This is a genomic window from Calditrichota bacterium, assembly GCA_014359355.1.
In the GTDB taxonomy this organism is placed as follows: Bacteria; Zhuqueibacterota; Zhuqueibacteria; order JANLFK01; family Oleimicrobiaceae; genus Oleimicrobium.
This window is the reverse complement of record JACIZP010000345.1, coordinates 1-13,794: the sequence shown is the minus strand read 5'-3', so window position 1 is coordinate 13,794 and position 13,794 is coordinate 1. Positions and strand designations below refer to the sequence as shown.

General features: G+C 62.0%; 11 protein-coding genes. 8 read left to right on the top strand and 3 right to left on the bottom strand.

Annotated features, from left to right (window positions below):
* Nucleotides 1-90 precede the first annotated feature (90 nt).
* The 3 genes from H5U38_14515 to H5U38_14505 form a co-directional block, all read right to left on the bottom strand.
* Nucleotides 91-1,911 carry a peptidylprolyl isomerase gene (locus H5U38_14515; GenBank protein MBC7188234.1) on the bottom strand — a complete coding sequence of 607 codons (1,821 nt, stop codon included), beginning with the start codon at nt 1,909-1,911 and terminating at the stop codon, nt 91-93.
* Between the two features lie 174 nt (nt 1,912-2,085).
* Complete coding sequence (locus H5U38_14510; GenBank protein ID MBC7188233.1) at nt 2,086-3,162, bottom strand: hypothetical protein; 1,077 nt, start codon at nt 3,160-3,162, stop codon at nt 2,086-2,088.
* Nucleotides 3,159-3,950 carry a hypothetical protein gene (locus tag H5U38_14505; GenBank protein MBC7188232.1) on the bottom strand — a complete coding sequence of 264 codons (792 nt, stop codon included), beginning with the start codon at nt 3,948-3,950 and terminating at the stop codon, nt 3,159-3,161. Before H5U38_14505 ends, H5U38_14510 begins: the two co-directional genes overlap by 4 nt.
* 339 nt (nt 3,951-4,289) lie before the next feature.
* Here H5U38_14505 and uvrB point away from each other — a divergent pair, with 339 nt between their 5' ends.
* The 8 genes from uvrB to H5U38_14465 form a co-directional block, all read left to right on the top strand.
* Entirely contained in the window at nt 4,290-6,314 is a 2,025-nt protein-coding gene (gene uvrB, locus H5U38_14500; protein MBC7188231.1) for an excinuclease ABC subunit UvrB, read from the top strand.
* A gap of 45 nt (nt 6,315-6,359) precedes the next feature.
* Nucleotides 6,360-7,661, top strand: a complete 1,302-nt coding sequence (gene purD, locus H5U38_14495; GenBank protein ID MBC7188230.1) for a phosphoribosylamine--glycine ligase — start codon at nt 6,360-6,362, stop codon at nt 7,659-7,661.
* Nucleotides 7,661-8,587, top strand: coding sequence for an NAD-dependent epimerase/dehydratase family protein (locus H5U38_14490; GenBank protein ID MBC7188229.1), 927 nt, complete (start codon nt 7,661-7,663; stop codon nt 8,585-8,587). The genes purD and H5U38_14490 overlap by 1 nt, the downstream gene beginning before the upstream one ends.
* Nucleotides 8,588-8,659: 72 nt before the next feature.
* Complete coding sequence (locus tag H5U38_14485; GenBank protein ID MBC7188228.1) at nt 8,660-9,748, top strand: sigma-54-dependent Fis family transcriptional regulator; 1,089 nt, start codon at nt 8,660-8,662, stop codon at nt 9,746-9,748.
* Nucleotides 9,738-10,241 carry an LptE family protein gene (locus H5U38_14480; GenBank protein ID MBC7188227.1) on the top strand — a complete coding sequence of 168 codons (504 nt, stop codon included), beginning with the start codon at nt 9,738-9,740 and terminating at the stop codon, nt 10,239-10,241. The genes H5U38_14485 and H5U38_14480 overlap by 11 nt, the downstream gene beginning before the upstream one ends.
* A gap of 127 nt (nt 10,242-10,368) precedes the next feature.
* Nucleotides 10,369-11,373 (top strand): tetratricopeptide repeat protein, encoded by a 1,005-nt coding sequence (locus tag H5U38_14475; protein ID MBC7188226.1) that lies wholly within the window; start codon nt 10,369-10,371, stop codon nt 11,371-11,373.
* A gap of 35 nt (nt 11,374-11,408) precedes the next feature.
* Complete coding sequence (locus H5U38_14470) at nt 11,409-12,620, top strand: glycosyltransferase family 4 protein (protein ID MBC7188225.1); 1,212 nt, start codon at nt 11,409-11,411, stop codon at nt 12,618-12,620.
* A 75-nt stretch (nt 12,621-12,695) separates the two neighbouring features.
* Nucleotides 12,696-13,794: FAD-dependent oxidoreductase (locus H5U38_14465; GenBank protein ID MBC7188224.1), on the top strand; the 1,099-nt coding region annotated here is incomplete at its 3' end.

Genomic DNA, 13,794 nt, shown 5'->3' with positions numbered 1-13,794 from the left:
TTGGCTCTGCGGGCACATACCGCGACTGTTCTGGTCCAAAAAAAGAAGAGGCCGGCGGAAATCCACCGGCCTCTTTGCTTACTGGGGCTCTCAATACCCGTAGTAGCCGCGAAAGTCCTTGATCGAGGCCTTCTTCTTCAAATCCGTCAACCAGTCCTGGAACACCCGGTTCCGCTTGCGCTGCAGAAGTTGCTGTTTGAGCACTTGCTTCTGCGCCTCAAACTCGGCGGTGTTGAACTCTTCCCTGTCGACCACCTGCAAGAGGTAGTAGCCGCGCCTCCCTTCGATGGGTTTGGAGATTTTACCTATCTCGAGTCCGAACGCTGCGCCCAGGAATTGCGGCTCGCGGCCGACTCCCGGCACAAAGCCGGCCATGCTGAACCAGTCCGTCGTCTTCACTTCCAGCGAGTCCTGGGCGGCGATCTCCTCAAGGGTCATGCCCGCGGCCACCTTTTGGTAGGCTTGCTCGCACATGCGTCGGGAGCGCTCGCGGTTCCGCTCCTGGGTGAGGACGGCACGGATTTGTGGTTCTACGTCCTCTACAGGCCGAACGTGCTCCTTCTGGATGCCGGCCACCACAAGGACGACAAAGCCCCGGTCTGTGCGGATCGCACCGCTGGTCGTGCCCTGCCGGGCGGTGAAGATGAAGCGCGAGGTCTGCGGATCCCGTCCCAACTCTGGGATGAATCCGCCTGCCGGGAAAAAGTCGCTGTGATGGACCTCAAGAGTCTCTGCCTTGGCCAGGGCGTAAAAGTCCTCCCCCTCGCGCAGGCGATCGGCAAAGTTGCGCGCCGCGTAGTTGGCGTTTTCGATAGTGGCGCGCAGCGGCCCAAACTTGAGCAGAATGTGGCGTGCTTTGACCTTCTCTTTGCCGTCTTCCTTCTTCTTATCTTCGACCTTGATGATGTGCAGGCCGTGGATGGTCTTCACTGGCCCGACCACTGCCCCAATGGGCGCGGCAAAGGCGGCGTCCGAGAAGGCCTCGAGCATAGCTTCGCGCTCGAAGTACCCCAGGTCACCCCCTTTGTCCGAGGTGCCCGGGTCCTCGGAGTAGGTCTCGGCAAGGTCGGCAAAGTCCTCCCCTTGTCGCGCCCGGGCGAGGATTTCCTCAGCCAAGCGCCACACCTCGGCTGTGTCTGCGGCAGTGGCCTGCGTGCTGAAAAGCACATAATCGATCTTGCGCTTCTCCGGCTCGGTAAAGTCTTTGCGATGCTTTTGGTAGTACTCGAGCACTTCCTTGGGCGAGATCTCCGGCTCCTCCTGGCCGTGCGCCGTGGGGTCGAAGAAGATGTATTTCACGCGTGCCCGCTGTCTCTGCTGCTGATATTCTCGGCGCACTTCGTCGTCCGTGACGCGCACGCTGGCGGTGATGGCGTCCTGAAGCTTCTGCTGGGGCAGGTAGAGGCGCAAGAGTCGCTCCAGCTGGATCCAGTACTCCCGAAAACGTTCGTCCTGCAGCGCTGCCTGGTAGCGACGCAGGTCAAAGTTGCCGTCCTCGCCCTTGAACACTTCGACCTCGCGCACAAAGTCAGGCGGCTGCTCGAAGATGTGGTGTTTGATCTCTTCGTCGGTCACCTCCAGGCCAAGCTTCTTGACCTCCTGGCTCAAGAGCACATTCTCCACCAGACGGTCCCAGACGCTGCTGCGGATGCTTTCCATGCCGTATTCGTCCACGTCCTGGCCGGTGCGCTGGCGGTAGGCGGTCAGCTCATTCTCCAAGGCGGCGTCGTACTGCTCGCGGGTGATGTCCTGGCCGTTGACCACGGCGATCACTCCTTGCTGGAACCTGGTAGAGGTGCCGCACTTCAGCCCACCCATGCCCCATTCAAAGACGATGGTGGCGAGGAAGGCCAGCACCAGGATCATGAGAATGGTCTTCATGCTCTGCCGCATCTTGGTCATAACAGGCATATGCAGTTCCCTTTCGCGACGTCACTTCTCCTTCGCTGTGAGCCCCGACACCAGGGCCCTTGCTGCAAAACGTTTGAAATATATGCTTAGCCCCGCACAAATGCAAGGTCTTTTTCCCTTTTCAGGGAAGAGGGCCCAGGGGCATCGTCTGGGCACGTGGGATGGAGCTGTGGGTCAGTGGGCCGCGAGGCAATTACCGCTAGAGCGGAGAGACACGGAGGGCGCTGGGCGGGTGCTCTTCTCGGCAGGTCTTCGGCCCCGCAGAAGCACGATGGCCATCTCCAGTTGTGGATCCCTGCCCCGGGTCACATCGTCCGCCGTCTGTTCCACCACGACGTCGGGGATGACACCATTCCACTCGATCATTTCGCCGTCCAGGCGGCGCATGTACTTGACCGGCAGCTTGAGCCTCTTGCCGCTGGGGAGCACGAAGAGCCGGGCATCTCCGCCACTGCCGCCGCTGGTGTCGCCCACCACCGTCACGTAGGGCATCTGGCGGAGGAGCTCGGCAAAGGTCTCGGCAGCGCTGAGCGACGCGCCATTGATGAGTACCACCACGTTTCCTCGGTAAGGGGTAGTGGCCGGCTGAACCATTCCCGAAACCACCCGACCATCCCAGTAGTACGACGTCTCCACGATCGGCCGGTCGATGAGGCGAGCCAGCACGTAGTCATAACTCGTGCTGCTGCCTCCGGAGTTGTTCCGCACGTCGACTATCAACCCACTCGTGCCGCTCAGATAGGAGAGGGCCCAATCCACCTCCCGCACCCAGTCCCCGGGGGCAAACGTGGTGAAGCGCAGATACCCTATGTCCGGCGCAAGGAGCCCGAATTCGAGTCTTTTCCCTCCCGCCAGGCGCAGCGGCTGAGCGAAATAGGAGCGTACCACCGTCGGGCTATACCCCTCGGCATCCCTTGCTCTTGCCGGCCGGTAGTTGACCACTGGGTAGCCGGCTTCGGATTGCACCTCGATGTGGCTATCGCGGAGCGGGAGGAGCAACTCGAAAAGCACGGGATAGATTTCGTCACCGCGCGCGCTGGCCGCCCTTGGCTTGAAAACCGCATGGAGACTGTCCCAATTAACCTTCTTGAAGGCGAAGAAAGGGTAGTAGGTGTCTGCTATCTGCCAAACCTCTTCAAAGTCCTGCATGTTCAGTTCGGGCTCGGCCTCTGGCACGAGGAGTTCCCCACACGAACAGCAGACGATGGCCAAGGTAATGAGAAGCGCCTCTGCCGATTGTGCTGCAGTCATAGCCGCACCCCGATGCCGCAATAGACTGTGTCGGTAGCCAGAAGCAGGAAGTCCCAAGCGCTAAGCCGCAGCACGTGCAGGCGGTAACCGGCGCGCACCACCAACCGCGGTGCGAGGAGATAGGAGAGCGCCATTTCGCCGACTGCGTCGAACCCTTGCCAGGGCGCGAGGATCTTCACCATGGACGATTTGTCCTCTCGCAAGTCGATGAGCTTGCCGCCCAGCGCAAGGGCATTCGCGTCAAGTGTGAGGTCTGCCCTTAGCCGCTCCCGCGGCCGGTAGCTGAGGTCGCAACGTGGCCCCAGAACGATGAGCCCCGCAAGCGAGTAGGCGTCGAAGAAGGTTGCGCCGCCCCGAGCGATGTTCTGCGTGCGCGAATAGAGCGTGAGGCCGCTACTCGGCCCCAGGCAGAAGAGGAGTTGTTGCCCGAGCAGGCTGCACTGGCCGAGCGGATAGGTCCACGCCAGCCGCAGACTTCCAGCCAGGAGCTGGGCAGAAACACTGTGGTTGCTGACGTTCCCAGCGGCCAGGTCCAGGGTGAACACGGAGGAGCTCCGACCGTTCCCGTTCTGCCAGCCAATAGCCCACCACCACGATCCCCCCGCGTACTTCTGTCGGGAAATAAGCTCATCGCGCACCGCATGGTGGCTGCCACCCACTGCCACGCTGAGCTCTCGCGGGCCCGCGGGGCTAGGCACTGTCCCGGTCTGAGCGCCGAGCCATTCCCCAACGCAGACGATAGCTACCAGGAGCGTGACCGCTCTGCACGTCACCTTGAAGGACCCCATGATTCTGTCCTTACTTCACGACTCGCACAGGCCACCTACCTTCCGGCAGGCCTGAGGGCCTGTAGGCCAAACGGTTGAGGCGGGACCGCCAAAGGCAGGAGAGGCTTTCGCATGGAGCAGCACTACCTGTCCCGCACGCGGCTGGGGCTCAGATTCAGCGCGGACGCATGGCCTACGCGAAATTTAGCCGGCAGGCGAGACAATGTCAAGCAAAAACTTCAGATTCTCTGGAGACGTAAGGCCGACCCTCCGCCGACTCCAACACATTCCCCTTTTTCGGCTTGACATTTTGGCAGAAGTGGGATATATTTAGCCGGAAAGATGACACAGGGTGAGACCATGAGCCGCTTCCAATTAGTGACTGACCTTGAACCCAAGGGCGATCAGCCCAGGGCCATCGCCGAGCTGACCGAGGGCATCCTGCGCGGCCAGCGCTTCCAAACTCTGCTTGGGGTCACCGGCAGCGGCAAGACCTTCACCATGGCGCACGTCATCGCCAACGTGAATCGACCCACACTGGTCATCTCCCACAACAAGACCCTGGCCGCCCAGCTCTATGGCGAATTCAAGGGCTTTTTCCCGCACAACGCCGTGGAGTACTTTATCAGCTACTACGACTACTACCAGCCAGAAGCCTATGTGCCGCAGACGGACACCTACATCGAAAAGGACACCTCCATCAACGAGGAAATCGACCGCCTGCGCCTGAAGGCCACCAGCTCGCTCCTCTCCCGGCGCGACGTCATCATCGTCGCCTCGGTCTCCTGCATCTACGGCCTGGGCAGCCCGGAGGACTGGCAGGCGCTGCTGGTCTTTGTGGAGCGCGGCCAAAGGATCGACCGCGACGAGCTCCTCTCCCGGCTGGTGGACATTCACTACACGCGCAACGACATCGCCTTCAGCCGCGGCACTTTTCGTGTGCGTGGCGACGTGGTCGAGCTCATTCCCGCCTATGAGGAGGACGCGCTGCGCATCGAGATGTTCGGCGACGAAATCGAGGCCATCTACAGCGTGGACGTCCTCACTGGCGAAATCAAGGCGGAACTGGAGCGCACGGCCATCTACCCTGCCAAGCACTATGTGACCACCTTTCCAAAGTTAGAGCAGGCGATTAGAAGCATCGAGGCGGAGCTACAGGAGCGGCTGGAGTACTTTCGCGCGCACAATAAGCTTCTGGAGGCGCAGCGCCTGGAAATGCGCACCCGCTATGACTTGGAGATGCTGCGGGAGCTGGGCTACTGCCCGGGCATCGAGAACTATTCGCGCCACCTCTCGGGCAGGGCGCCTGGCGAACGGCCGTACACCCTTTTGGACTACTTCCCCAAGGACTTTATCGTGTTCATCGACGAGTCCCACGTAACCATTCCCCAGATCCAGGGCATGTACCACGGGGACCGTTCGCGCAAGGAGACCCTGGTGGAGTACGGCTTCCGCCTGCCCTCGGCCTTGGACAACCGGCCGCTGCGCTTTGACGAGTTCGAGTCGCTTCTCAACCAGGCAGTGTTCGTCTCGGCCACCCCAGCGGAGTATGAGCTCGAAAAGTGTCACGGCGTGGTGGTCGAGCAGATTATCCGCCCCACTGGGCTAGTGGACCCAGAGATCGTGGTCAAGCCCATTAAGGGGCAGATCGACGATTTGGTCAAAGAGATTCGCGAGCGGGTAGCGCGCAACGAGCGCACGCTGGTCACCACCTTGACCAAGCGTATGGCCGAGGACCTCACCGACTACTTGGCTGGCCTGGGCATTCGCGTGCGCTACCTGCATTCGGAGATCGACGCCTTGGACCGCGTGGAAATCCTGCGCGACCTTCGCCTAGCAGAGTTCGACGTGCTGGTGGGCATCAACCTCCTGCGCGAGGGGTTGGATTTGCCAGAAGTCAGTCTCATCGCCGTGCTGGACGCCGACAAGGAGGGGTTCCTGCGCTCCGAGCGCTCGCTGATTCAGGTGGCGGGCAGGGCGGCGCGCAATGCTGCCGGCAAAGTCATCTTCTACGCCGACCAGATGACCTCCTCCATGCAGCGGGCGATTGAAGAGACCAACCGTCGGCGCCTCATCCAGCAGAAGTACAACGAAGAGCACGGCATCACCCCGACGACGATCTACAAGTCAGTTGAGGACGTGCTGGGCGCCACGCGCGTGGCCGACGCCAAAGGGAACAAGTGGGCGCGTGCTACGGAGCGAGCGCAATCGCTGGCGGCCCGCTGGCGAAAGATGACCCCGGTGGAGCGCGAGCAACTCATCGCGCAACTTGAGGCGGAGATGATGGAGGCTGCCCGCCGGCTGGAGTTCGAACGGGCGGCCGAGTTGCGCGACCAAATCGACGCACTGCAGGGGAGAAGCCGAAAGTTGAAAGTGCAGTTTTGAGCCCCTGGGGGATGCCATTCCTTTGCGGTTAAACGGAAGAGGAAGATGAAGGTACTGGTCGTCGGCGGTGGAGGAAGAGAACACGCCTTAGTCTGGAAGCTCGCCCAGAGTCCCCAGGTGCGCAAGCTCTACTGCGCGCCCGGCAATGCAGGCATCACCCAGATAGCTGAATGCGTGGATATTGCACCTACCGACATCCGACGCCTGCTGGAGTTCGCCAAGAAGCAGCGCGTCGACCTGACGGTCGTGGGACCTGAGGCGCCCCTGGTGCTGGGGATCGTCGACGAGTTCGCGAAAAAGGGACTGCGCATCTTTGGGCCGACTGCGGCGGCAGCAGCTCTGGAGGGCAGCAAGGCCTTTGCCAAGGAGTTTGCCCATCGCCACGGCATTCCCACCGCCGCTTTCGCCATTTTCCGGGATCCGCAGACCGCCTGGCAGTACATAGAGCACCACCCCTTGCCTCTGGTAGTGAAGGCGGACGGCCTGGCTGCCGGCAAAGGAGCCATCGTTTGCGAGACGCTGGAACAGGCGCGCGCAGCCTTGGACACCGTCATGGTGCAGCGGGCCTTTGGAGCCGCCGGGGACGTCGTCGTCATCGAGGAGTTCCTTCACGGCGAGGAAGCCTCGCTCCTCGTGCTCACGGACGGCGACACCTACCGCTGTATGGCTCCGGCCCAGGACCATAAGCGCATATTTGACGGAGACCAGGGGCCCAACACCGGCGGCATGGGGGCCTATGCGCCAGCGCCGGTGGTGGACGCCAAGCAGCTCCGTCGCGTCGAAGAGGAGCTGGTGAGGCCGACCATTCAGGGGATGCAAGAGGAAGGGCATCCCTATAGCGGCGTGCTCTACCTGGGGCTGATGCTCACCGCTGAGGGCCCACGTCTGGTGGAGTACAACTGCCGCTTCGGCGACCCGGAGACGCAGGCCGTGCTGCCGCTTGTGGACGGCGACTTGGCGGCGCTCATGAACGCCACCATCGACGGGACGCTGGCAAAGGAGAGTTTTGCCCACCACAACGGCGCCGCCGTGTGCGTGGTTCTCGCCTCCGCAGGGTACCCAGGCGCCTACGAGAAAGGCAAGCCTATCTCCGGCCTGGACCACGAGTTTCCGGACAACGTGCTCCTCTTCCATGCAGGCACGAAGAAAAGCAACGGCCAGGTGCTCACCGACGGCGGCCGCGTGTTGGGCGTCACGGCCGTGAGCGACAGCATCCCCCAGGCCATCCGCGATGCTTACGCGGCAGTTAAGCAGATAACCTTTGACGGCGCCTACTACCGCAAGGACATCGGGGCACGCGCTTTGGAACACCTGCGACGCACACAGCTGGGAAAGGGACAGGACTGATGAGGATACTGGTAACCGGAGGCGCAGGTTTCATCGGCAGTCACGTAGTTGATGCATACATCGCTGAAGGACATGAGGTCACCGTGGTGGACAACCTGTCCACCGGGCGCCGTGAGAATATCAACCCCAAGGCGCGCTTCTACGAGGTGGACATTCGCGATGGGCAGCTCGGTGCCGTATTCGCAGAAGGGCACTTCGATCTGGTGAACCACCACGCGGCGCAAATGGACGTGCGGCGCTCGGTGGAAGACCCCATCTACGACGCGCAGGTGAATGTGCTGGGCACCATCAACCTCCTGCAAAATTGCAAGCGGCACGGCGTGGGGGCGTTCATCTTCGCTTCCACCGGCGGCGCGGTTTACGGCGAGCAGCAGACCTTCCCCGCGGACGAAGAACATCCCACCTGGCCAGCCTGTCCGTACGGCATCACCAAATTGGCCTGCGAGAAGTACATCCACTTCTATGCCACCACCTATGGCATGCGCTACTGCATCCTCAGGTATGCCAATGTGTACGGGCCGCGCCAGAACCCCTTCGGCGAAGCGGGGGTGGTTGCCATCTTCACCAGCCGCTTGCTGGCCGGCAAGGAAGCGGTCATTCATGGCGACGGCAAACAGACGCGGGACTATGTGTACGTGTGCGATGTGGTGCGCGCCAACCTGCTCGCTCTGCGGAGTTCGGGAAACAATTACGTGAACATTGGCACCGGCATCGAGACCGACGTCAACACCATTTTCGCCAAGCTCAATGCGCTGTGTGGGGCCCACCAAAAGGAGGTGCACGACGCCCCGAAAGAAGGGGAACAGCGCCGCAGCGTGCTCAATATCGCCAAGGCAAAAGCCGTGTTGGGCTGGGAGCCAGAGGTCAGCCTGGACGATGGACTGGCGCGAACGGTGGCGTGGTTTCGGACGCAGGCAAAGGTGTGACGGGTGAGCGACCAACCGCAGAAGACCACAAACTGGCTGGAAGAGGAGGGGTTTGTCGCCGCCTCTGAGGCCATGCAGCGCGTCCTGCGCGCGGTGGAGCAGGTGGCCCCCACGGACATTTCGGTGCTCATCACCGGCGAAAGCGGCACCGGCAAGGAGGTCATTGCCAAAGCCATCCACGCCGGCAGCTTGCGCAGGGATCGCCCGCTGGTGGTGGTCAACTGCGGCGCCATCCCCGAAGGAATACTGGAATCAGAGCTTTTTGGGCACGAGAAGGGCTCCTTCACCGGCGCCATCGGCACAAGAAAGGGGTACTTTGAAATTGCCGACGCTGGCACCATCTTCCTCGACGAAATCGGGGAGATGCCGCTGGCAACCCAGGTGAAGATCCTGCGCGTGTTGGAGTACAAGGAGTTCATGCGCGTCGGGGGCAGCACCACGGTGCGCGTGGACGTGCGTGTGATCGCTGCCACCAACAAGGAGTTGGAGGCCGAGGTCAAGAAAGGCACCTTCAGGCAGGACCTCTTCTTCCGCCTGAATGCCGTCACTATTCATGTGCCCCCTCTGCGCGAGCGACGCGAGGATATTCGCCCGCTGGTGGACCTCTTTGTGCGGCGCTTCTGCCGCGAGAACCACATCGAGTTCGAGGGCTTTACCGAGTCGGCCTACCACCTGTTGGAGAACTACACCTGGCCGGGAAACGTCCGGCAGCTCAAGAACTTGGTGGAGAGCATCATCGTCCTGGAAAAGGGCAAGAGGATCGATGAACGCGTGCTTGCCCGCCACCTGCGTCCGGCAGGCGAAGGCGAGCGCAGTCTGCCGGTGCGCGTGGGCAAGACGGTGGAGCAGGTAGAGCGCGAGTTCATCTACCGCGCCCTGTTGGAGTTGCGCGATGAGATCGCCGAGCTGCGCCGCCTCATCTACGATGGCCTGATCGCCCCCCGTGGCCTAATGCCGTGGCGGGCAACCCACCCGGAGCCGGTGGTGGACGTCGCCGTGGACGAGCCGCACGAAGCTCCTGTGCACCCGCTGCGCGACAGCGAGCGCGAGGCCATCCGTAAGGCGCTGCAGGCGGCCAACAACAACCGCCGGGAGGCAGCTAAACTCTTGGGCATCTCGGAGCGCACCATCTACCGGAAGATCAAGCAGTATGGCCTGTAGACTCTTGCGCCTCGTCTTGCTTTCTTTGGTCACGTCTTTGGTGTGCTCGTGTGGCTACTACTCTTTCTCGCCGGGGAGTGCCTCCCACATCAAGACGGTGGCCATCCCGGTGTTTGAGGATCGCACTGCGGAGTTTGGCATCCGGGAGCAGCTCACCGAGGCGCTCGTGCAAGAGTTCACCCGTGACAACACGCTGCGCATTGCCGAGCGGCACAGCGCCGACTCTGTGCTTGAGGGGGTCATCGTGGCGGTTGATGACCGCGCCGGACCCTACGACAAGCAGGAGATGGTGCAGGAACTCAAGGTTTACATCACCGTGGATGTCCGTTACTTCGATTTGAAGAAGAACCAGGAGGTCTGGAAAGACCGCCTTACGCAGTGGGGCGCCTACGACCCTAACGCTGGCGGCACCAGTGCGCGGCAGGAAGGGATCAACGAGGCAATCCGCAAGTTGGTCACGGAGATTCTCAACCGCACGGTGTCAGGGTGGTAGCACACGTCCGAATTAACTATCAGCACATGCACCGGTTCTGCCGTATGAAAAAGGTGCGGCGCGCTGCCAAAGGCCTATACGGCGCCGCCGCTGCCGTGGGGAGCAACCGCGAACGTGGGGATTGAACATGACGACACCTTCGCACATTGCGCAAGACATCATTCGCGAGCTGGAGCCGATTCTCGCCCGCCATCCGGATTCAATGCGCTTTGCCCGGCTGGCGGATGCCTACATTGCCATAGGCCGGCCCGACAAAGCGGTGGAACTTTGCGAACAAGGGCTGAAGCATCATCCGCGCTACGTGACTGGCAGGCTGGTACTGGCCAAGGCTTTCCTGGCGCAGCATGAGCATACCAAGGCCCTTCACGCCTTAAAGTCGCTCCTGGACCTGGACCCGCGCCATCCCTTGGGCTGGAAGTGCTACGGCGACCTGCAGAAGAGTTTGGGAAAGGAAGAAGCCGCCGAGCGCAGCTACAGTGAACTGCTGGCCATAGACCCGCTGAACGAGGACGTGCGCGCCATGCTGACCGCCTTGCGCCAGCAGCGGTTGGCGCCTCCGGCTGAAGAGGCTCCCTCTCCACCTCCGTCTGTTGCAGGAGAGGCTGTGGCAGAGCCCGCCGTCTCTGAAGCTGTGGAGGACCGCTTCTCTTACATTTTGGACGACATCTTTAGCGAGGAGGAAGGCGCGGCACCAACCATAGAAGACGAAGAGCAGGCTCCTGGGCCAACTGCGGACTTACGGGATATCTTCTGGCCGGAGCCTGAGCCAGGACCAGTGGAGGCAACTGAGGCTCCTGCTCCGCCTCCGCCTCAGGTCGAAGAAGAAGCGGAACCACTGGCCGAGGAACTATTCGAGGCCGAAGAGGAGGTCCCTCCGCCGCCACCGCAGCCTGAGGTGCCGAAGCCCGTGGCGGAGCCCACGGAGGAGACCCCGAAAACAGAGGAGGAGCGCATCGTCACACCGACTCTGGGGGAGATCTACGCTGCGCAAGGGCAGTACGCAAAGGCTATCAGCGTGTTCACGATCCTGGCACGTAAGCACCCGGACAACCCCCGTTTCCGGCAGCGGATCGAAGAGCTCCAGCGCAAATTGGAAGAAGCTACCGGCAGGGAGCAAGAAGAAGCGTCGTAATCCCTCTATGCATCAGCGTGGGAAGTGAGGTGAGTGTGGCGAGAATCCTGATGCTTTTGCCCCAGCCCTTTTTTGAACCACGGGGGACCTCCTTTAGCTCTCTGCATCGACTGCGCACCTTGGCGGATATGGGGCACCAGGTTGACCTTCTCACCTATCCTTTTGGGCGCGACATCTCCCACCGCAACGTGCGCATCGTGCGCATCCCGCGGCTGCCGTTCATTCGGGGGGCGCGCGTGGGGCCCTCCCGCGAGAAGCTGCTCCTGGACATGGTGTGGATGATCCCGTTCTCTGTGCGGATGGTGTTGCGCAGGCGCTATGACCTCATCCACACTCACGAGGAGGCCTGTTTTTGGGGCGCGGTGCTGGCACGCTGGCGGGGCATTCCCCACCTGTACGACATGCACTCCAGCCTGCCCCAGCAATTGCTCAATTTCAAATTCACCACCTCTGGGCTGGCCTTGGGCCTGTTCCGCTGGGCGGAGAAGAAGACCCTGCGCAATGCGGACGGCGTGATTGCCATCTGTCCGGAGTTGGCGGCCCACGCCAGGAGCATCGCCCCGCGCACGCCGATCACGGTCATTGAAAACGTGCTGGAGCTTGAACCACCCCCGGGTGATCGCCCCCTCACCCCCGAGGCTCTCTGCGACCGATACCACCTGCATGGCCGAAAGGTGGTGCTCTACACCGGCACGTTCGAGCCCTACCAGGGCATCGACCTCCTCATTCGCGCCGCCTCCGAGGTAATCAGACAAGAGCCAAAGGCGACCTTCTTGCTAGTGGGGGGGAGGCCTGACCAGGTAGCGTACTATCGGCATTTGGCCGAGGAGCAGGGGGTTGCCGACTACTGCGTCTTCGCGGGGGCGGTGGCACCGGAGCGGATCAAGGACTTTTGCGGAGTAGCTGACGTGCTGGTGAGTCCTCGATTTGAGGGCACCAATACGCCGCTGAAAATCTACTCATATCTCCGCTCTGGGGTGCCCATCGTGGCCACCGATCACATCACGCACACGCAGGTGCTGAGCCGCCAGGTGGCCGTGCTCACGGGAATCGAGCCCTCCGCCTTGGCGCAAGGGATTGTGCGCGTCCTCACTGACCCTGCGCTGGCACGGCGGCTGGTGATCGCCGCCCAACGGCTGGCTGAGGAGAGATACAGCCCCGCAGTTTACCGCGCCAAGCTCCGCGCGCTAGTGGAGCAGGTCATCGACAGACGCCCGAGGCAGCAGCAGGAAAACACTCGCCCATGAGCAACGCCACTGGCCCCTCTGCACACCTTCACCATTGTTCATCATTCCGGAACTTGCCAGGAGATGCACAACTGCATGAAACGGGACCTGAACGCTTTAGCCGCAACTGAATTCGACCTCCTGATCGTCGGCGGGGGCATCTACGGCGCGACGGTGGCGTGGGAGGCCTCGCTGCGCGGCCTGTCTGTGGCCCTCATCGAGCGCGGCGACTTTGCCTCCGGCACCTCCGCAAACAGCCTGAAAATCATCCACGGCGGGCTGCGTTACCTCCAGCACTTGGACATCAAGCGCGTGCGGGAGTCAGTGCGGGAGCGCCGCATCCTTCTGGCCATCGCTCCGCATCTGGTCCACCCGCTGCCCTGCGTGATGCCCACCTACGGCCACCTGATGAAAGGCAAGGAGGTCATGCGCCTTGGGCTCCTGGCCAACGATCTTTTCAGCTTCGACCGCAATCACTTAGGCGACCCCGACAAGTGGATACCGGCCGGCCGGGTCATCTCGCGCAAGCAGGTCCTCGAGCTCTTGCCAGGAATTGACCCCGCAGGCGTGACTGGCGGCGCTTGCTGGACCGATGCCCAAATGTACAACTCCGAGCGGATGACCTTGGCCTTCTTGCTCTCCGCTGCCAGCCAGGGTGCCCAGCTCGCCAACTATGTGGAAGCAGTGTCGTTGGCCTCAGACAAGGGAGTGGTGAGGGGAGTGCATGCCCGCGACGTGCTGTCCGGCGACACCTTTGAGGTGCGCGCCAAGCTGGTGGTCAACGCCGCGGGCGGGTGGGTGAACGAACTCCTGGCCGCGAGCGGGTTGCAGCCTGTACCTTTCCAGCTCTCCACCGCCATGAACATCATCGTGCGCAAGCAGCTGCTCAACGGCTATGCAGCCGGCGTGTACGGTCGCTTCACCTATCCGACACCGGGAGGACGCACCCATGCCGGCCGCCACGTCCTGTTCATGGCGCCCTGGCGAGGCTACACCATCATCGGCACTTTCCACCGCCCTTATGTGGACAACAAAGTCCACTTGCACGTGACCGAGCAGGAGATAGAACAATTCCTCACCGAGGTCAACAGCGCCTATCCCGGGGGGGAGATCAGCAGAGACGACATCGTTTTTGTGCACAAGGGCTTCCTGCCGATGGACGGCATCAATGGCAAGACGGGCGAGGTGCAACTCA